The sequence below is a fragment of the Streptomyces sp. NL15-2K genome, assembly GCF_030551255.1.
Taxonomy (GTDB): domain Bacteria; phylum Actinomycetota; class Actinomycetes; order Streptomycetales; family Streptomycetaceae; genus Streptomyces.
Genome location: NZ_CP130630.1, coordinates 6,549,420 through 6,567,617, shown reverse-complemented (window position 1 = coordinate 6,567,617; position 18,198 = coordinate 6,549,420). Strand labels below are relative to the sequence as shown.

Annotated in this window: 15 protein-coding genes; 7 read left to right on the top strand and 8 right to left on the bottom strand. The window is 67.6% G+C overall.

Annotated elements, in window-relative coordinates; translation table 11 throughout:
* The first annotated feature begins 27 nt into the window (after nucleotides 1-27).
* The 4 genes from Q4V64_RS29600 (at nucleotide 28) to Q4V64_RS29585 (ending at nucleotide 8,434) form a co-directional block, all read left to right on the top strand.
* Nucleotides 28-2,271, top strand: a complete 2,244-nt coding sequence (locus Q4V64_RS29600) for a hypothetical protein (RefSeq protein WP_303712368.1) — start codon at nucleotides 28-30, stop codon at nucleotides 2,269-2,271.
* A 114-nt stretch (nucleotides 2,272-2,385) separates the two neighbouring features.
* Entirely contained in the window at nucleotides 2,386-3,987 is a 1,602-nt protein-coding gene (locus Q4V64_RS29595; RefSeq protein WP_253266954.1) for a class I SAM-dependent DNA methyltransferase, read from the top strand.
* A complete protein-coding gene (locus tag Q4V64_RS29590) occupies nucleotides 3,987-5,195 on the top strand; it encodes a restriction endonuclease subunit S (RefSeq protein ID WP_216377613.1) in 1,209 nt (402 codons plus the stop codon). Before Q4V64_RS29595 ends, Q4V64_RS29590 begins: the two co-directional genes overlap by 1 nt.
* Complete coding sequence (locus tag Q4V64_RS29585; RefSeq protein WP_124440224.1) at nucleotides 5,192-8,434, top strand: type I restriction endonuclease subunit R; 3,243 nt, start codon at nucleotides 5,192-5,194, stop codon at nucleotides 8,432-8,434. The genes Q4V64_RS29590 and Q4V64_RS29585 overlap by 4 nt, the downstream gene beginning before the upstream one ends.
* 12 nt (nucleotides 8,435-8,446) lie before the next feature.
* Here the strand turns inward: Q4V64_RS29585 and Q4V64_RS29580 are convergent, their stop codons facing one another.
* The gene (locus Q4V64_RS29580) at nucleotides 8,447-8,668 is read right to left on the bottom strand and encodes a DUF397 domain-containing protein (protein WP_124440225.1); all 222 of its coding nucleotides are present in this window, start codon (nucleotides 8,666-8,668) and stop codon (nucleotides 8,447-8,449) included.
* A complete protein-coding gene (locus Q4V64_RS29575; protein WP_124440226.1) occupies nucleotides 8,619-9,455 on the bottom strand; it encodes a helix-turn-helix transcriptional regulator in 837 nt (278 codons plus the stop codon). The genes Q4V64_RS29580 and Q4V64_RS29575 overlap by 50 nt, the downstream gene beginning before the upstream one ends.
* Nucleotides 9,456-9,847: 392 nt before the next feature.
* On the opposite strand from Q4V64_RS29575, the gene Q4V64_RS29570 reads away from it, so the two are divergent.
* From Q4V64_RS29570 to Q4V64_RS29560, 3 genes are all read left to right on the top strand, one after another.
* On the top strand, nucleotides 9,848-10,159 hold the full coding sequence (locus Q4V64_RS29570) for a hypothetical protein (protein WP_124440227.1): 312 nt from the start codon (nucleotides 9,848-9,850) through the stop codon (nucleotides 10,157-10,159).
* Nucleotides 10,160-10,242: 83 nt separating this feature from the next.
* Complete coding sequence (locus Q4V64_RS29565) at nucleotides 10,243-11,622, top strand: AAA family ATPase (RefSeq protein ID WP_124440228.1); 1,380 nt, start codon at nucleotides 10,243-10,245, stop codon at nucleotides 11,620-11,622.
* Complete coding sequence (locus Q4V64_RS29560; RefSeq protein WP_124440229.1) at nucleotides 11,619-12,434, top strand: hypothetical protein; 816 nt, start codon at nucleotides 11,619-11,621, stop codon at nucleotides 12,432-12,434. The genes Q4V64_RS29565 and Q4V64_RS29560 overlap by 4 nt, the downstream gene beginning before the upstream one ends.
* Nucleotides 12,435-12,452: 18 nt before the next feature.
* Here Q4V64_RS29560 and Q4V64_RS29555 read toward each other — a convergent pair whose 3' ends face one another.
* The 6 genes from Q4V64_RS29555 to Q4V64_RS29530 all read right to left on the bottom strand — a co-directional run bounded on the left by Q4V64_RS29555 (nucleotide 12,453) and on the right by Q4V64_RS29530 (nucleotide 18,000).
* The gene (locus tag Q4V64_RS29555; RefSeq protein ID WP_124440230.1) at nucleotides 12,453-13,220 is read right to left on the bottom strand and encodes an ABC transporter permease; all 768 of its coding nucleotides are present in this window, start codon (nucleotides 13,218-13,220) and stop codon (nucleotides 12,453-12,455) included.
* Nucleotides 13,217-14,197 (bottom strand): ATP-binding cassette domain-containing protein, encoded by a 981-nt coding sequence (locus Q4V64_RS29550; protein WP_124440231.1) that lies wholly within the window; start codon nucleotides 14,195-14,197, stop codon nucleotides 13,217-13,219. Before Q4V64_RS29550 ends, Q4V64_RS29555 begins: the two co-directional genes overlap by 4 nt.
* A gap of 96 nt (nucleotides 14,198-14,293) precedes the next feature.
* On the bottom strand, nucleotides 14,294-14,935 hold the full coding sequence (locus tag Q4V64_RS29545; RefSeq protein WP_124440232.1) for a PadR family transcriptional regulator: 642 nt from the start codon (nucleotides 14,933-14,935) through the stop codon (nucleotides 14,294-14,296).
* A 25-nt stretch (nucleotides 14,936-14,960) separates the two neighbouring features.
* On the bottom strand, nucleotides 14,961-15,509 hold the full coding sequence (locus tag Q4V64_RS29540) for a DinB family protein (RefSeq protein ID WP_124440233.1): 549 nt from the start codon (nucleotides 15,507-15,509) through the stop codon (nucleotides 14,961-14,963).
* A 121-nt stretch (nucleotides 15,510-15,630) separates the two neighbouring features.
* Entirely contained in the window at nucleotides 15,631-17,091 is a 1,461-nt protein-coding gene (locus tag Q4V64_RS29535) for an aldehyde dehydrogenase family protein (protein WP_124440234.1), read from the bottom strand.
* Nucleotides 17,092-17,175: 84 nt separating this feature from the next.
* Nucleotides 17,176-18,000, bottom strand: a complete 825-nt coding sequence (locus Q4V64_RS29530) for a helix-turn-helix transcriptional regulator (RefSeq protein WP_124440256.1) — start codon at nucleotides 17,998-18,000, stop codon at nucleotides 17,176-17,178.
* Nucleotides 18,001-18,198: the final 198 nt, after the last annotated feature.

Below are 18,198 nucleotides of genomic sequence, written 5' to 3'. Positions count from 1 at the left end.
GTGATGCCGCGCCCCAAGCCCAGGTTCATGTCCTGGGAACGCCCCTCGGTGCCCGAGCCGGAGACCGCGACGATCCCGTCGTACGCTCCCGTGTCGCTCGGCGAGATCAAGGAACTCGCCGGAGTGGGCCGTCCCACGGTCAGCAACTGGCGGCGGCGGTTCTCGCGGGAGGTCCTGGGCATAGGGAGCGACTCCCGCCGTCCCTTCCCCGACCCCGTTCCAGGCGCGGGCAGCGAGAGCAAACCCCTCTTCGACGCGAACGAGATCGCGGACTGGCTGGATCTGCGGACGATCCCGGACGCCGAACCCGACCAGGACGGCCGCCTCCCCACATACGGCGACCGGTTCCGCCGCGCCCTGCGGTTGCGCGGTCTGATCGCGCTCAAGCATCGGCTGGGCTCGGCGCAGACACTCATCTCGCAGGCGCTCGCCGTGATCGCCATGTCTGCGGAGGGCAAGGACTGGATCACCGAGTACCTTCCCGCGGAACTCGTGGCGGAGCACGAGGCTGCAGACCCGGATGTCGTACGGGCCGTACACGAGCTCATGAACGAGATCGGCGCCCCCGGCTGGGCCGCCGACGCGCTGCTGGGCCTGGACGAGGACCTGGAGATCGCCCGGCGCCTCGAGTCCGACCTCGTCATGGACATCGCTCCACGGGAAGTCGTCGCGCTGGTCGCCGCGCTGATCGGCCCAAACGAGGGCGGTCCCGGACAGCGTTCGACGATCAGCTTGTGCGCAGGCCTCGGGGAACTGCTACTCGGTATGGGCGGCGGACCCTACGAGAACCTCCGGGGCCACGGCGAACTCGTCGCCGTCGAGCCCGATCCGCTACGGCGGAAGTTGTTGCGGTACCGGCTGCTGAGCTACGAGGCGGGCTCCGTGGACGTTTGCGCGTCACCGTCCGAACTCGACACCGAGCGTGCCTGGAATCAGGCACCCGTCGATCCGCACCGCTTCTCCCACGCCGACATCGTGCTGGCCGATCCGCCGTACGTGCCCGGCGAGCGAGAACGCGACCGCGAAGGCCCTTTGTGGTGGGCCGAGGAAGCCGTCCGGCGCCTCGAACCTGGCGGGCGCGCTTACGTCGTCGTTCCCGCCTGGACGCTGACCCGCACCCGCGGCACCGGCGCAGCCGCTGTGCCGACCCCGACGGTGAAGGCGCGAGAAGAGCTCCTGGAGCGCGGCTGCGTGAAGGCGATCGTGCAACTGCCGCGCCGTATACACCCCTTCCGTACGGGAGCCGAGTATGCCCTTCTCGTGCTGCGCCGACCGTCCGAACCCCGCTCGGTACTGCTGGTCGACGCGGACCGGATCACCCAGCGGTCCGAGGGGAAGGGGTGGGTCGACCAGGTGGCCGAGGTCGTACGGCTGGCAGAGACCGACCCTGTTTCTGAGTCGCTGCCCGAGGCGGTCGCCGATCCCCAGGATGCCGCGCTCGTACCGGTACGCGCGGCCGGCGCAGGCCAGGAGCAGCTGTTGGACGGCCGCTCGGTACTGCCCGCGCACCGGTTGGCGGCTCCCGAGCCACATGTCGACCACTTCGAGGAGACCCTCACCGCACGCCGGACGGCCGCCGCTGCCATGCCCCACCTCCGCGACTGGCTCGGCGGGATGAGCGTCGCCAAGCGGCGTACGCCGATGCGGCATCGCAAACTCGACGAACACCTGCGAGCAGGCCAGCTGAAACTGCTCAATGGACACCGCGTCAGGGATGAGCACATTGGGGAGGCCGGTCTTCCCGTCGTCGGGCGTCCCGAGTTGCTGGGCAAACTGCCCGTCGGAACACGCCGCATCGACCTCGAAGACCTAGCGGAGTACTCGTCGGCGAGGATCACCGAGCGGGGGGACGTCCTCCTGCTTGCCGAACACGGGGTGCGCTGCCAGGTGGACATGGCGGGCGGCTGCGTGCTGCTCGCCCCGGTGCAAGGACTCCGGATCACGGCGTACCAGGACCACGTCCGGGCCATCGCCGACGGTACGCCCGACCGCCCTGACGCCCTGTGGATACGGCCCCACTCCCTGGCCCGGCTGCTCCAGTCGCCGCGCAACCAGCACCGCGGCAGCGGTTCGCTGGTCCGGCGGGTAAGCGTGCGCGAAATGGATCTGCCACAGCTGCCGCCCGCCGAGATCGGCGAACTGGAAGCCATCCTCACCGAGACGGAACGACTGCGGGCGGACGTACGCAGGCAGTTGGAGGCGCTGGACGGCCTGGCTGAGCGGATTTCGGCCGGAGTCGCCGATGGCGCACTGGCGTTGCGCCGAAGGTGACCGGCGCCGCTATAGAACACCTCATCACCAGTACAGATTCACGTTCGCAGCACACCGAAAGAAGTGAGAAGCCTCGTGCCACCACGGAAGAAGAAGGACGCCAAGCCGGAGCCCATGAAAGCGATCCTGTGGAAGTCGGCGGACAAGCTCCGGGGGACTCTGGACGCCGCCGAGTACAAGCACTTCGTCCTCGGCCTGGTCTTCCTGAAGTACGTATCCGTGGCCATGGCCGAGAAGCGGGCGCAGCTCGAAGCACAGCTGCGAGACGGCAGCATGCTCGCCGGACTCGGCCTTGAGGGACGGGCATCGGAGGAGCTGATCCTGAAGACGGTGGAGGACCGCAGGCAGTACACGGGCGCCGGGCTCTTCTACGTCCCCCCGGCGGCCCGCTGGGAAGTGGTGATGGAACGGGCCAAGGGGACGCTGGACGGCCCCTCGCTCGGTGAGGTCATCAACGCCGCGATGGACACCATCGAGAAGGCCAACCCCTCCCTCAAGGACACCCTGCCCGACAACTACAACAGCCAGCGCGTCAACGAGACGACACTCGCCGGCCTGGTGCAGCTCCTCGACCGGCTGGAGTTCCAGTCCCAGGTCGGCGAGGACGGCAGGCGAACCGGAGCCCGCGACCTGATGGGTGAGGTGTACGAGTACTTCCTCGAGCAGTTCGCGATCGCCGAGGGGCGTAATGCCGGGCAATTCTTCACACCGGAGTCCATCGTGCGACTCCTCGTGGAGATGCTGGAGCCGAAGGAAGGGGAACGGGTTCTGGACCCGGCGTGTGGCTCGGGCGGGATGTTCGTGCAGACCGAGAAGTTCATCGACACGCACGGCGGCGACCGCTTCAACGTCTCTGTCTTCGGCCAGGAACGCAGCCTCACGACGTGGCGACTGGCGAAGATGAACCTCGCTATCCACGGCATCGAGGCAAATCTCGGGGAGGAGCCCGCCGACTCCTTCCACGAGGATCAGCACCCCGATCTGAAGGCCGACGTGGTGCTCGCCAACCCCCCGTTCAACATCTCGGACTGGGGCGGTGAACGGCTCGGCATCGACGACCGCTGGGTCTACGGCGTCCCACCTGTCGGTAACGCCAACTTCGCCTGGATCCAGCTCATGGTCAGCAAGCTGCGCCCTGGTGGGCGGGCGGGCATCGTCCTGGCCAACGGCTCGATGAGCAGCAAGTCGGGCGGCGAAGGCGACATCCGGCGCCGGATGTTGGAGGACGACCTGGTGGCCTGCATGGTGGCGTTGCCGGGTCAGCTGTTCCGGTCCACGCAAATTCCTGCGTGCCTTTGGTTCCTCGCGGAGGGCAAGGGGCGGGGGCACGGAGAGTGGGTGCAGGGGAGGAAGGGGGAGGTGCTGTTCATCGACGCTAGCAGGCTCGGCACGATGAAAGAGCGCACACACCGGGAGCTCAAAACGCCGGATGTCGAGCGAGTAGCTTCAACTTTCCGTGCATGGAGAGGAGCTTCAGGCGCTGGTGCATACACAGATGTGCCCGGGTTCTGCCGGAGCGCTTCGCTGGAAGAGATTCGTCAGAACGACTTCATGCTGACGCCGGGGCGCTACGTCAAGGCTGCGGAGCCGGAAGGGGACCCTGACGCGGAGCCGGTGGGGGCGAAGGTGGAGAGGCTGACTAAGGAGCTGTTCTCGCAATTCGAGGAAGCGGGGCGGCTGGAGGCTGTGGTGCGCGAGCAGGTGGGGAGGCTGTGATGGAGCAGTGGACAACCCAACGTATCGGCGACCTCGCAACGGTCTTCGACGGGCCTCACGCAACACCGGCCAAGACGAAGTCAGGACCCTGGTTTCTCAGCATTTCAAGTCTTTCCGAAGGACGATTGGACCTCACGGAGTCGGCGCACGTCAGCGAAGCGGATTTCACGAAGTGGACACGACGAGTCACCCCTGAGGAAGGTGACTTGCTCTTCTCCTACGAGACCCGACTGGGTGCCGCCGCTCTCATGCCACCAGGTGTGCGGGGTTGTCTGGGGCGCCGCATGGGGCTCTTGCGCCCCCACAGGAAACGGGTGGACGAACGCTTCCTTCTGTATGCCTACCTTGGCCCGGAATTCCAGGGAGAGATCAAAGCGCGTGCTGTTCGTGGCGCCACCGTCGACCGAATCCCGATCGCCGAGATCGCGAACTGGCCTCTCCGCGTCCCCCCGCTATGTCATCAGCGGGCCATCGCGGAGGTACTGGGTGCACTTGACGACAAGATGGCCGTCAACGAACGCATCGCCGAGACGGCGAACGCGCTCGCTGAGGCTCTGTACGTCCGGGACTCTGCCATCGAGCAAGGCTGGCGCATGATTGCCCTGTCGGACTGCGCGAAGTGGCTTTCCGGTGGGACACCCAAGACCAGCGAGCCGAGCTACTGGGACGGCGACATCCCGTGGATCTCGGCCGCAAGTCTCAAGTCTGCGTGGCTCGACGACTCGGAGCGAAAGGTCACCCGGCTTGGGGCCGAGAACGGAACCCGGCTTGTCCCCGCGGGCACGATCATCTTCGTCGTACGCGGCATGAGTCTCACCTCAGAATTCCGGGTCGGCCTGACACAGCGCGAGGTGGCCTTCGGCCAGGACTGCAAGGCGCTGATTCCACACGCTGGGATCGATTCCGTCGTCTTGCTCCTCGCCCTGCGGGCCCGAACCAGGGAAATCCTCGGTCTTGTCGACACCGCCGGGCACGGCACCGGCCGTCTCGGAACGGACCGCATCGCAAAGCTGCGCGTCAGGCTCCCTGAAGGGGAGCGTGCAACGGCCTTTGCCGAGACAGTGCGCCCACTTGCTCAACGCGCAAGTGCCGTGCAGAACGAGAACCGCACCCTAGCCGCCCTCAGGGACACCCTGCTCCCCCAACTCGTCACCGGAAAGATCCGCGTCAAGGACGCCGAGCGCGTCGTGGAGGAAGCCACGTCATGACCACCGAAAGTGCTGCCACTCCCCCGGAGTTCGAGAGCCGTCCTTCCCGCGGTTCCTCCGAGCGTGACTGGGAGGCGCTCACCCTGGATCACCTCGCCGAGTTCGGGTGGCAGCACTTTCCCGGCAAGGCGCTCAACCCCAAGAGCGGCCACCGCAAGGACTGGGGCGACCTGATCCTTTACCCCCGCCTGCGTACCGCCATCGCCACCCGCCACCCCAACCTGCCCGCCCACGCCGTCGACGAGGCGATCGAGGAACTGCTACGGCAGGCGCCCGGCAACGACGTGCGCAAGAACTGGCAGTTCTACAAGAAACTCACCGGTGATCTGAAGGTCGAGTACACGGACCCGCTGACCGACAAGACACACAGCGTCACCGTCCGCCCGATCGACTTCACCGACCCGCACGGCAACGACCTCGTCGCCTCCTCACAGGTCCGGATATGCGCGGCCAGCGAGCGGACGTTCGTCTTCGACATCGTGCTGTACGTCAACGGAATCCCGCTCGGCGTCATCGAGTTGAAGAAGGCAAGTGGACGTGACGACTCCCGCACCGCGTACGACCAGATCCAGAACTACCGGCGTGAGCTGAAGAGCGACGGCACCTTCCGCACCCTGTGTGTCGCCGTCGCCACGGACGGGGTGACCGCCCGCCTCGGCACTCCCTTCACACCCTGGGAACACATGGCACCCTGGCACGCCGAGGACGGCGAGCTGCTGAAGCGGGAGGAGGAGCGGGAGGACGGCCGGGCGCTGGAACGGTTGATCGCCGGGGCGCTGGAGCCTGATCACTTCCTGGACATGGTCGGGAACTTCCTCTCCTATTCCGCCGAAGGCACCGGCGGCAACGTGGACACGGTGAAGCTCGCCAAGGCCCACCAGTACATCGCCGTGAACACAGCACTCGCGGCCACCGAGTCCGCCGTCGCCACGGACGGCAGGGCAGGCGTCGTCTGGCACACACAGGGCGCGGGCAAGAGCGAGGAGATGCTCTTCTACACCGGCAAGGTGACCCGCATCCCCGAGCTGTCCAATCCGACGGTCGTCCTCATCACCGACCGCATCGACCTCGACGACCAGCTCTTCAAGACCTTCGTCACCAGCCACAGCCTGCGCCGGGTGATCGGTGGGGAGCCCAAGCAGGCCAACAGCAGCAGTAAGTTGAAGGAGCTGCTCACCCGGCGCGAGGGCGGCGGTGGTGTCATCTTCACCACTCTTCAGAAGTTCCGGATCAGTAAGGCCGAGAAGGAAGCCGGCGCCAGGCACCCGCTGCTGTCCGACCGCCGGGACGTCATCGTCGTCGTCGACGAGGCCCACCGCAGCCACTACGACTTCGAGGACGGCTTCGCCCGCCACCTGCGCGACGCCCTGCCCAACGCCACGTTCCTCGCCTTCACCGGCACCCCGATCGACAACAGGACCGGCAACACCCTCGCCGTCTTCGGGCCGACGATCCATACGTACGACCACTCCCTGGCCGTCAAGGACGGCGCCACTGTTCGCGTCTTCTACGAGCCGATCCTCCACGAGGTCGCCCTGCCCGACAACGCCGACCTGGACGAGATGGACGCCCGGGCCGAGGGGCTCGTCGAAGGACTGAGTGAGACCGAACAGGCTCGTGCGCGTGCCCAGTTCGCAACGTTCGAGGGTTTGATCGGAGCGGACGACCGCATAGAGAAACTCGCCGGCACCGTTCTGTCTCACTGGGAGCACCGCAGCCGTGAGATGAGCAAACTGACCGGCAGACCCGGCAAGGGAATGATCGTCTGCTCCTCGCGCAGGATCGCCGCCCGCCTGTTCAACGCGCTCGCCACGCGTCGGCCTGAGTGGGCCGGTGAGCCCGACAAGCAGACCGGACTGCTGCCCGATGACACCGGCAAGATCCGTGTGGTCTTTACCGGGAACCCCGGCAGGGACGACGACGAAGTCGCGCCGTACGTCCGTAGCCCCGAGAAGATCAAGGCCCTCCAGGCACGGGTCACGGACCCCGACGACGAGCTCGAACTCGTCATCGTCCAGTCGCTGTGGCTGACCGGCTTCGACGCACCACCGCTGCACACCCTCTACCTCGACCGCCGGATGCGCGGGGCCGCCCTCATGCAGGCCATCGCCCGCGTCAACCGCACATGGGGCGAGAAGCCGTCGGGGCTGGTCGTGGACTTCCTCGGGGTGACCCAGCACCTCACCGACGCCCTCGCCGAGTACACCTCGGACGCAGACCAGGACGAGGGAACCATCGGGGCGGACATCTCGGAGGCCGTCAAGACGGTACGCGAGATGCACTGGCGGATCCTCAAGGTGCTCGACGACTGCCCATGGCGCGAGACCCTCGAAGCCGACGGCTACCAGGAGGCCCTGTACGCCGCACTGGAATTTCTGAAGGAGGGCGAGCCCGATCTCCAGCCGGGCAAGCCCACCCGCCGGCAGCTGTTCATGCACTACGGCAAGCTGCTGTCCCAGGCGTTCTCGCTCTGCCCGACCCATGTGGGCGTTCAGGATCTGCTCCCGGACATCCAGTTCTTCGGCACCGTGCGCACCTCCCGCGAGAAGATCGACGTGGACGCTCGCAAGGACCAGGGCCTGGCCACCGCGGCGGACCAGCGTCGTCTCATCGAGCAGCTCAACGCCGAGGCCGTCGTCGCGGGCGACGTCGTCGACATCTACGACGCCGCAGGCCTGACCAAGCCCGATCTGTCGCACCTGGACGAGGAGTTCGTGGCCTCACTCAAGGCGAGCCGCCACCCCAACCTCGCCCTCGAAGCCCTGCGCCGCTCGCTGACGAAGGAGATCCGCGACGCCCACCCCGGCAACATCACCCGACAGCGCGCCTTCACGGTGCGGATGCAGGAGACGATGAACCGGTACCACAACGGGCTGATCAGCGCCGCCGAAACGATGGACATCCTCGTCGAGTTCGCCCGCGAGGTCTCCGCCGACCGCGCCCGCGCAGCCGAACTCGGCCTCAGTGAGGATGAGTTGGCCTTCTACGATGCCGTCGCCGCCAACCCTTCCGCGCTGGAGATGGGGCAGGGCGTACTCAGCCAGATCGCACGCAAGCTGTGTGAACTCGTCCGCAAGGACGTCACAGTCGACTGGCGCGTCAAGAGCCAGGCCCGGGACCGTATCCGGGCCAGGGTCCAGCTCCTGCTGGACTTCTTCGGCTACCCGCCGGACAAGGCGCCGGACGCAATCGACCGGGTGCTGAAGCAGACCGAGGTCATGGCGGAGGAGTGGGCGTGAGGCGCGCGGCGGTCAGGGGCGCAGGGATCTGTTCCTGACTGCCGTGAGGAACGACGTCCACGCGGGCGCTGGGACGACCAGTGCGGGGCCGTGGGGGTTCTTGGAGTCGCGGACGGGGACGCCGGAGGGGTGGTCGTCGAGGATCTCCAGGCAGCTGCCGCCTTGGTCGTTGCTGTAGGAGGACTTACGCCAGCCCTTCAGCACCGCGGCGTTCGGGATTGTTCGGTCGGTCATGGCGTTCATAGTCCCTTGCTGTTGCCCTGAGCAGAGCCAGTGATTCCTTGAGCGGCAGTGCATTGCCCAGCGCGAAATCGTATCGATGCTGGACTTCCTGAACCACGGCTGGTGCGTCATGGATCTTCCCCATGAACAGGCCCTCGCCATAAGCCATGGCCGGCTGGTCCTCGAACCACATCAGCGTGAGCATGTTACTGAGCAGTGGATGGACACCCAGTGCGAACGGCAGCACATGCACCTGGATCCGGCCGATCTCGCCCAGGCCTGCGAGGTGGTTGAGTTGCTCCGCCATGACGTCCGGCCCGCCGATCTGGCGCCGTAGAACGGCCTCGTCCAGCAGCGCCCAGAATACGGGTGTCTCCGGGTCGTCCAGGAGTTTCGCGCGCTCAAGGCGTGTGACAAGGCGCCTGTCACGCTCCTCCTCACTCACCCGGGGGAACGACGTGGTCAGCACTGCACGCGCGTACCTTTTCGTCTGGAGGATGCCCGGAACAAACGACAGGGCGAACTCCCGGATCATCACCGCCTGTTTCTCCAGTTGCAGCGCCGACTCGAAGTAGTCGGCGACCGCCACCTCCTCCTGCGGCAAAAAGCTGCTCAGCACATTCCCCGTACCCAGCGCCCTGTCCAGCCGCTGCGCATCATGCTTCGACGGCACCCGGCGTCCCGCCTCGATGTGCGCGATGTGCGAGCGCGTCATGATCGCCCGGTCGGCCAACTGCTGCTGGGTCAACCCCGCCGTCTCGCGCTGTTCCTTGAGCCAATCGCCGTAGATGTTGCTCACCAGATCGACTCCCCTTGCGACAAAAGCCCTGTCACCTGCTCCTCTCTGGCGAGGCTAGCGGCAATGGCCGCAGAGTGTGACGAGCTCGCTACAGAAAGCGAAACCCCCGCGACCGAGCCATCGATTCGAGGTCTGGCCATAAACAATGCAACGAAGCTGACGACATGGGGCACCGTATCGCCCACTGGCTTCGAACTACTGCTTCGGCTTGTACTGCCCGGAACGGGTCGCCACCGAAAGCGCGCTACCGCCACGAGTTCGGAGCGACCGCCCGTCACCGCGTACCTCCACAGCCCAACCGCGCGCCGTGCCGGGGAGCGCCCGTTGCGCGGCGAGAACACGGCGCCGGTCCGCCCCTACCTGCGCGGGATCCATGAAGTGGAGGTGCCGGCGTGGCGGACCTCGACACGGCACGGCTACTGCCCTGGACCGGCGAGGAGGACAAGTCCTACTACCTCGTGACCGACGGAACCGGCTCCCTCTCCCGGCTCGCCGACACCATCGAGGCCGTTCAGCTCGGTATGGCAGGCGATCTCCTCGACCACTCGGCCGATCTGCTCGCCGACCACCGGGCAACATCCGAGCAACTCCGCTTCCTGCTGGCCCGGATGAGCGAGGCCTTGACCGATGGGCGCCGCATCGCGGTAAGCCGTGGTGCCCGGCTGCCCATGAACACCGACATGAGCGCCGATGACGAGGCCTGAGCCCACCTCTCCCGCATGTCAGCGCCCCATGAGAGGCTAGCCGCGCTCGGCGAACGGGGACGAGAGCCGGGAGGGGAGGACAGGTGTACGTAACCGCGATCGGCTTCAGGAACGTCAGGGGATTCACTGGCGACCGCGCCGTGAACCACCTCCCGTTGCCCGCGCCACCGGACGGCGGGAGCTGGACGGTGATCGCCGGGCGCAACGGCTCGGGCAAGTCCACGTTCCTGCGCGCTCTGGCCCTGTGCCTCGGTGGGCCGCACGTGGCCCGCAACCTTGTGCAGGACTTCAGCGGCTGGATCACGAGCGGTGAACAGTCGGCGTGGGCGCGGGTGTACGTCCGTCCCGACCCCTCCGTCGACCGGGTCACCGGGCGCGGCGAGGCCCCGGATGGCCCCGTTCCCCTGGGGCTGGGCTGGACAGCACCCGAGGAGCCGGAGGACGGGCTGCGGCACTACGGCCCTCCGGTGCAACCGCAGCTCACGTCGTACGGCGTCAAGGAGGACACCTCACGGATCGCCGCGCGCGGCCCCTGGACGTCCGGCACGCCCCAGGGCTGGTTCTGCGCTGCCTACGGCCCGTTCCGGCGGCTGGCGGGCGGCACGGACGAGGCACGGCGGCTGATGCTCGCGTCCGGGCCCGCGGGTCGCATGGCGTCCCTCTTCCACGAGGACGCCTCGCTGTCCGAGGGCGTCTCCTGGCTCAGGGAACTGCACCATCGCAGACTAGAAGGGCAGCAGGACGCGGGCGAACTGCTGGACACCATCCTGGATCTGCTGTCGGACCGACTGCTGCCGGACGACTACCGCGCCCTGCGCGTCAGCGCCGACGGGCTGTGGGTGGCCCCGGCCGGAGATGCCGACCGAGCCTACCCCTTGCGAGAGATGAGCGACGGGTTGCGGACCGTCACCTCCCTGGTCCTCGACATCGTCCGGCAGGTGCAGAGCGCGTACGGGACGCTGGACGCCGGTCGGGACGACGCGGGGCACCCCGTGGTCCGTATGCCAGGGGTCGTGATCGTCGACGAGATCGACGCCCACCTTCACGTGACCTGGCAGCGGCGGATCGGCGATTGGCTGCGAACTCACTTCCCGCGGATCCAGTTCATCGTCACCAGCCACAGCCCCTACATCTGCCAGGCCGCGGACCCCGGCGGTCTGATCCGATTGCCGGGGCCCGAGGAGCGGTGCGCCCCCGAGGTCGTGGATGAGGCGCTTTACCAGCGGATTGTCTACGGCAGTGGTGAGGACGCGGCACTCTCAGAACTGTTCGGCCTGGAGTCCCCGTACTCCGATCGTGCCGAGGAGGAGCGGCGAAGGCTCGTCCCGCTGGAGCGCAAGGTCTTCGCCGGCCTGGCCACCGAGGCCGAGGCCCGCGAGTACCGTGAGCGGGCCGAGCGGCTGAGCAGCTCACGGGCCGCGCGCGTGGACGAGGTGGCCGCCCGACTGGGGGGCGGTCGGTGATCCCTCTGGAGCGCCCGCCCGCCTCCAAGCGGCTGCGGAAGTTATGCGACTTCCGGACGGAGAAAATCCGTGCGGGCGGAGCGACCAGTGAGGTGGCGGCCGAGGAATGGCAGCGCGCCGCAACGGCGAAGAACGTGATCCGCGAAGTGTTGGAAGAGATGGCTCCCGGTGTGCTTCGCTGCATGTACTGCCTGGACAGCAGGGGCACCGACATCGATCACTTCGCCCCCAAGTCCCGTGTGCCGCTGCGTACGTTCTGCTGGCACAACCACCTCCTGGCCTGCTCCCACTGCAACAGCAACCTCAAGCGCGACGCTTATCCGTGCGACGACTTCGGCCAGTGCCTGCTCATCGACCCCAGCGTCGACGATCCCGCCGACCATCTGCGGCTGGACCCGATGACCGGCGAGTACTACGCGTGCACGCCCGACGGAGAGCCTTCGGCCAAGGGTGACGTGTCCATCAAGGTGTTCGGCCTCAACCGCTACGAACTGAGGGAGGGCCGGCGGAACGCCTACATCAAGTGCCGGGAAATGCTGGTCTCCTGGCACCGAGCGTTCCTCGACGGCGACCACTACCGCGCCGAGGAGATCGCTCTCGCCCTGTGCCACGAGCCCTTCGCCGATGTGCTGCGGTTCCTGGAAACGATCGGCGTGCGCCCTCACGCCTCGGCGGCGCTCGGCGACGAGCTGGCTGATGCTCTAACGGCATGGCTCAGCACCGTCGGCCCTGTGAACCCCCCTCCGGCAACCCGTCCTTTCGTTGTTCGGCAGCGATCGTCGATGGCGACGAAGACGTGGCGCAGCAAATAGAGCGCGGCTTAAGGTGCTTCAGCGACTCAGGCGCCCGAACCTCCGCACAGCCAGCGGAAAGAACACCGCCAGCAGCGCCACCGGCCAGACCACCGCCGCCCACACATGCCCCGGCTCCCCGCCCGGCCCGCCGAACAGGTCCCGTACCGCCGTCGCCGTCTGCGACATCGGGTTCCACTCGATCACCGTGCCCAGCCAGTCCGGCATGGAGTCGGGAGTCGCGATGGCGTTGGAGAGGAAGCCGACCGGCCAGACCAGGATCTGCACGGCCTGCACCAGCTCCGGCTTCCCGGCCACCATCGCCAGGTGGATGCCGATCCACAGCATGGCGAAACGGAACAGCAGGAGGAGGCCGACAGCTCCGAGGAACCCGGCGACCGAGCCGTCCGCGCGCCAGCCGATCGCGTACCCCACACCGATCAGCACGGCCACGCTCAGCGCCGACTGGAGCATGTCGGCGACCGAACGGCCCACCAGTACCGCGCCGTTGGTCATCGGCATGGACCGGAAACGGTCGATCACGCCCTTGTCGAGGTCCCGCGTGACGGCCACCATGGTCCCTTCGAGCCCGAACGCCATGGTCAGCGCGAGCATGCCGGGGACCAGAAAGTCGACGTACTCGCCCTCCACGTCCCGGCCGCCGCCGATGAGGTAGCCGAACATCAGCAGCAGCATCACGGGGAAGACCAGGGCGACCACGACCTGCACGGGCTGCCGCGCCCAGTGGGCGAGTTCGCGGCGGGTCATGGTCCAGGAATCGGTCAGTGCGTACGTGCTCGCGCTCATACGGCCTCCTCCACTCGGGCGTCGCCCGCTCGCTGGTCCCCGGTGAGGTGCAGGAACACCTCGTCCAGCGTCGGGCGGCGAAGCGCCACGTCCTCCGCCTCGATGCCGGCCTCGTCCAGGGCCCGTACGACACCGGAGAGCGCCGCCATGCGGTCGGCGACCGGGGCGCTGAGCAGCCGGCGGTCGGCGTCGACGGAGACCTCCGATGCGGCGATCGGCAACAGGGCTACCGCCGCACCCAGTTGACCGGCGTCCCGCAGGACCACGTCGATGCGGTCGCCGCCGGTCATCGCCTTCAGCTGGTCCGCCGTGCCGTCGGCGATCACCCGGCCCCGGTCGACGACCGAGATACGGTCGGCGAGCTGATCGGCCTCCTCCAGGTACTGCGTGGTCAGCAGGACGGTCGTACCGCCGCCGACGAGGGAGCGGACCGCGGCCCACACCTCCGCGCGGCCGCGCGGGTCGAGGCCGGTTGTCGGTTCGTCCAGGAAGAGCACCTCCGGATCGGTGCTGTGCCCACTACCGATGAGAGAAGCCGCGAGGTCCAGTCGGCGCCGCATGCCGCCGCTGTAGGCGCGGACGGGCTTGCGGCCGGTGTCGGTCAGGCCGAAGCGCTCCAGGAGTTCGGCCGCCCGCACGCGCGCGTGGCGGGCACCCAGGTGGTAGAGGCGGGCGAACATCTCCAGGTTCTGACGGCCTGAGAGTTCCTCGTCGAGGGCCGCGTGCTGACCGAGCAGACCGATGCGCAGGCGTACGTCGTACGCCTGGCTCGCCACGTCGTGGCCGGCCACCTCGGCGCGGCCCTCGTCCGGCCTCAGCAGGGTGGTCAGGACCCTCACGGTGGTGGTCTTGCCGGCGCCGTTCGGACCGAGCACTGCGTGGACGGTGCCGCGCGCCACCCTCAGGTCCAGCCCGTCCAGGGCTGCCTCGTCCCCGTACCGCTTCCGCAGGCCTTCGGCGACGATCGCGTCGGTCATAAGGCTCCCTTCGAGTCACCGCCAGGCAACGTAGTAAAACTTGACTACTGATGGCCGACGAAGGGTATGCCCCAGAGGGTTGTTAGTCAAACTTGATTAGCGGACATCTCCGGAATGCCGCTCCCCCGCCGCATACGGGTTCTCCTCGCCTTCCGCCAGTACGCCGACGAACGGCTCGCCCTCGCCCGCGAAGGTGTACGCCCCGCCCCGGATGCGCTCGATGAGACCCCGGGTCCACTCGGCGCCGGTGTCGGCCGAATGGACCCAGAAGTTCATGATCTCGCCGATGTGACCGAGCTGGCCGGGGCCCTCCTCGGGCGTGTAGTACTCGGTGACCGACTTGCGCCACTCCTCGATGCTGCGCACGCGCACCTCGAGGAGGCCGAGGACTTCCTCGCGTTCCAGGTCGACCATGCAGCCGAGCGCGGCGGTGAGCACGTCCGGCCGCTGGTCGTAGGCGGTGAGGTACTGGCGCACCAGCGAGTGGTACTCCTCGGTGCCCTTCTCGGTGAGCTCGTACTCGGTGCGCGGCGGGCCGCCGGCGGTGGACGGCGCGATCTCGTGCGCGTGCAGCAGGCCCTGCTTGGCCATCTGTTTCAGGGCGTGGTAGATCGAGCCGGGCTTGGCGTTGGACCACTCGTGCGCGCCCCAGTACTCCAGGTCGTTGCGTACCTGGTAGCCGTGGGCCCGCCCGTGCTGGCGCACCGCGCCCAGCACGAGGAGACGGATCGCTGACATGCCGTCCAGATTATGCCGCCGCGGTTCACCCCCAGGAGGTGCCCTGCTCCTTGGCCACCAGTTCGAAGGCGGTGGCGCCGTCCAGTGACTCCCGGATGATGTCGGCGTGGCCGGCGTGCCGGGCCGTCTCACGGATCAGGTGGAGGACCAGCCAGCGCATGGAGACGCGCTCGTCCGGCGGGAACCAGGGGTCGTTCGGGAGCGGGAAGGTGTCGTCGAGACTGGGGACCGCGCGGACGAACGCCTCCGTCTCGGCGGCGACCTTCTCCCAGTACACGAGCTGCGACTCGACGGTCTCGTCACCCACCAGTCGGTGGCACTCGTGCCAGTTCGTCTCGTCCCGGTGGACGGCCGGCGGCTCGCCCTTGGCGCGGGCCACCCAGCCCTGTTCGACCTCGGCGACGTGCTTGAGCAGACCGGCCAGGGACAGCTCGCTGGCGCTGGGCCGTGACGACGCCTGCTCCTCGGTCAGCCCCAGCAGCGCCCGGCGGATGCCGCCGCGCTGCTCGGCCAGGAAGGAGAGCAACGCACCGCGCTCGTCGCCCTGCTCCTCGGCTCGCACGTGAGTGACCATGACCGGCCGCCTTTCGTCGGGATCGGAGCCTTTGCGAGGCCCTCTGACACCGACGAAGCTACGGGCCGTTGCGGTCAGGTTCTGTCCGCAACGGCCCGTGGCAGCAGTCGTATGCAAGAGATCAGAACGGGAACCCGCTCCGCCCGTGCTGCACCGAGATCCACTTCAGCGTCGTGAACGAGTCCAGCATCGTGTCGCCGTTCAGCCGGCCGAGCCCCGAGTGCTTCTCGCCGCCGAACGGGACGATCGGCTCGTCGTGGACCGTGCCGTCGTTCACGTGGAACATGCCGGTGTCGATCTGCTTGGCGAAGGCGACTCCCCGCTCGATGTTCCCCGTGTGGACGGCGCCGCTCAGGCCGTACGGCGTGTCGTTGACGAGGCGTACGGCCTCCTCCTCGCCGTCGAAGGGGGCGAGGAAGACCACCGGTCCGAAGATCTCCTGCCTCAGCAGGGCGGAGTCGGCGGGGACGCCCGTGAGGACCGAGGGCTCGATCAGGTTGTCGGTCCTCGTGCCGTGCACGAGCGCCGTCGCGCCCTCGGTGATCGCCTGCTCGACGATGCCCGAAACGGCGTCCGCCTGGGAGGAGTTGATGACCGGGCCGATGACGGTCCCGGGGTCGCGCGGGTCGCCCGCCTTCAGGGTCTTGACCTTGGCGACGAACTTCTCGGTGAACTCGTCGGCGACCGAGCGGTCGACCAGGACACGGTTGGCGGCCATGCAGACCTGTCCCTGGTGGACGAACCGGCTGAAGACGGCCGCGTCGACCGCGTAGTCGATGTCGGCGTCGTCGAGGACCACCAGCGCGCTGTTGCCGCCCAGTTCGAGGACCGAGCGCTTGAAGTTCGAGGCGCAGACGGTGGCGACGTGACGGCCGACCTTGTCGGAGCCGGTGAAGGAGATGACCTTCGGGATCGGGTGCTCGATGAAGGCGTCGCCGATCTCGGCGATGTCCGTGATGACGACGTTCAGCAGACCGCCGGGCAGACCCGCGTCCTCGAAGATCTTCGCCACCAGGGAGCCGCCGGTGATCGGCGTGTTCTGGTGCGGCTTGAGCACGACGGCGTTGCCGAGCGCGAGCGCCGGGGCGACCGACTTGATCGAGAGCAGGAGGGGGAAGTTGAAGGGGCTGATCACGCCCACGACGCCGACCGGCACGCGGTAGACGCGGTTCTCCTTGCCGTCGACCGGCGAGGGGATGATCCGGCCCTCGGGGCGCAGCGCCAGGTGGATCGACTCGCGCAGGAACTCCTTGACGAGGTGGAGCTCGAAGGCGGCCTTCAGCCGGGTGCCGCCGAGCTCGGCGATGATCACCTCAGCGATCTCCTGCTCGCGCTCCTCGATCAGTGCGAGGGCCTTCTCGAACACCGCGCGGCGGGCGTAGGGGTTGGTCGCCGCCCATTCCTTCTGGGCGCGGGCGGCCGCCCGGTATGCCTCGTCGACCTCATCGACCGTGGCTATGGTGATCGACGCCAGCTTTTCGTCGTCGTACGGGTTGAAGTCGATGATGTCCCAGGAGCCGGTGCCCGGGCGCCACTCACCGTCGATGTACTGCTGAGCCAGGTCGGTGAAGTAGGACGACATGTGATCCCTCAATCGCTAGCAGACACGATCAACAGCAGACACGCACGACATCACGGTCTGATCACACGTCATCGTACTTGTGTTTCAAGAGAGTTGGAGGAGTCCCCGAAGAAGATCCCGGCTCTCGTCCGTCCCCGGACTGTCCTGCTGCAACTCCTTGAGCGCCTTCTCGTACTGGGTCACGTCCTCGTGCTTGTCCAGGTACAGCGCGCTGGTGAGTTGCTCCAGGTAGACGACGTCGGACAGGTCGGACTCCGGGAAGGACAGGATCGTGAAGGCGCCGGACTCCCCGGAGTGGCCGCCGAAGCTGAACGGCATGATCTGCAGCCGTACGTTGGGCCGCTCGGAGACCTCGATCAGGTGCTGGAGCTGGCCGCGCATCACCTCGCGGTCTCCGTACGGGCGGCGCAGGGCCGCCTCGTCCAGGACGATGTGGAACTCGGGCGCGTTCTCGTCGACGAGGTACTTCTGCCGCTCCAGGCGCAGCGCCACGCGCCGCTCCACGTCTGCCTCGCTCGCGCCCTTCATGCCGCGCCGCACGACCGCCTGGGCGTACGCCTCGGTCTGCAACAGACCGTGCACGAACTGCACTTCGTACGCGCGGATCAGGGAAGCCGCGCCCTCCAGGCCCACGTAGGTGGGGAACCAGCTCGGCAGAACGTCCGAGTAACTGTGCCACCAGCCCGCGACATTGGCCTCCTTGGCGAGCGAGAGCAGTGAGGTGCGCTCCGCCTCGTCCGTGATGCCGTACAACGTCAGCAGGTCCTCCACGTCCCTTGTCTTGAAGCTCACCCGGCCCAGTTCCATCCGGCTGATCTTCGACTCGGAGGCGCGGATCGAGTAACCCGCCGCCTCGCGCGTGATGCCACGCGCCTCCCGCAGCCGCCTGAGTTGCGAGCCGAGCAGCATCCGCCGCACCACCGATCCGGGCTCTCCCGCGCTCACGTTCGCCGCCTCCCCAACGTCTCCAGGGCCCGAAGTCTGCCACTAAAACACTCCGAGCAGTACTCGTCCGATTACAGAGATGGAAAGAAGCCGGAGTTTCCGCACAGGAGTGGGAGGGGTTGCGGGAGGGACGGGGCAAGAAGAGGGAGAGAAGATGGCGGA

Coding starts and splice junctions, on each gene's coding strand:
- Q4V64_RS29600 (WP_303712368.1), top strand. CDS start 28: ATGTCCTGGGAACGCCCCTCGGTGCCCGAGCCGGAGACCGCGACGATC.
- Q4V64_RS29595 (WP_253266954.1), top strand. CDS start 2,386: ATGAAAGCGATCCTGTGGAAGTCGGCGGACAAGCTCCGGGGGACTCTG.
- Q4V64_RS29590 (WP_216377613.1), top strand. CDS start 3,987: ATGGAGCAGTGGACAACCCAACGTATCGGCGACCTCGCAACGGTCTTC.
- Q4V64_RS29585 (WP_124440224.1), top strand. CDS start 5,192: ATGACCACCGAAAGTGCTGCCACTCCCCCGGAGTTCGAGAGCCGTCCT.
- Q4V64_RS29580 (WP_124440225.1), bottom strand. CDS start 8,668: ATGACCGACCGAACAATCCCGAACGCCGCGGTGCTGAAGGGCTGGCGT.
- Q4V64_RS29555 (WP_124440230.1), bottom strand. CDS start 13,220: ATGAGCGCGAGCACGTACGCACTGACCGATTCCTGGACCATGACCCGC.
- Q4V64_RS29550 (WP_124440231.1), bottom strand. CDS start 14,197: ATGACCGACGCGATCGTCGCCGAAGGCCTGCGGAAGCGGTACGGGGAC.
- Q4V64_RS29545 (WP_124440232.1), bottom strand. CDS start 14,935: ATGTCAGCGATCCGTCTCCTCGTGCTGGGCGCGGTGCGCCAGCACGGG.
- Q4V64_RS29540 (WP_124440233.1), bottom strand. CDS start 15,509: ATGGTCACTCACGTGCGAGCCGAGGAGCAGGGCGACGAGCGCGGTGCG.
- Q4V64_RS29535 (WP_124440234.1), bottom strand. CDS start 17,091: ATGTCGTCCTACTTCACCGACCTGGCTCAGCAGTACATCGACGGTGAG.
- Q4V64_RS29530 (WP_124440256.1), bottom strand. CDS start 18,000: ATGCTGCTCGGCTCGCAACTCAGGCGGCTGCGGGAGGCGCGTGGCATC.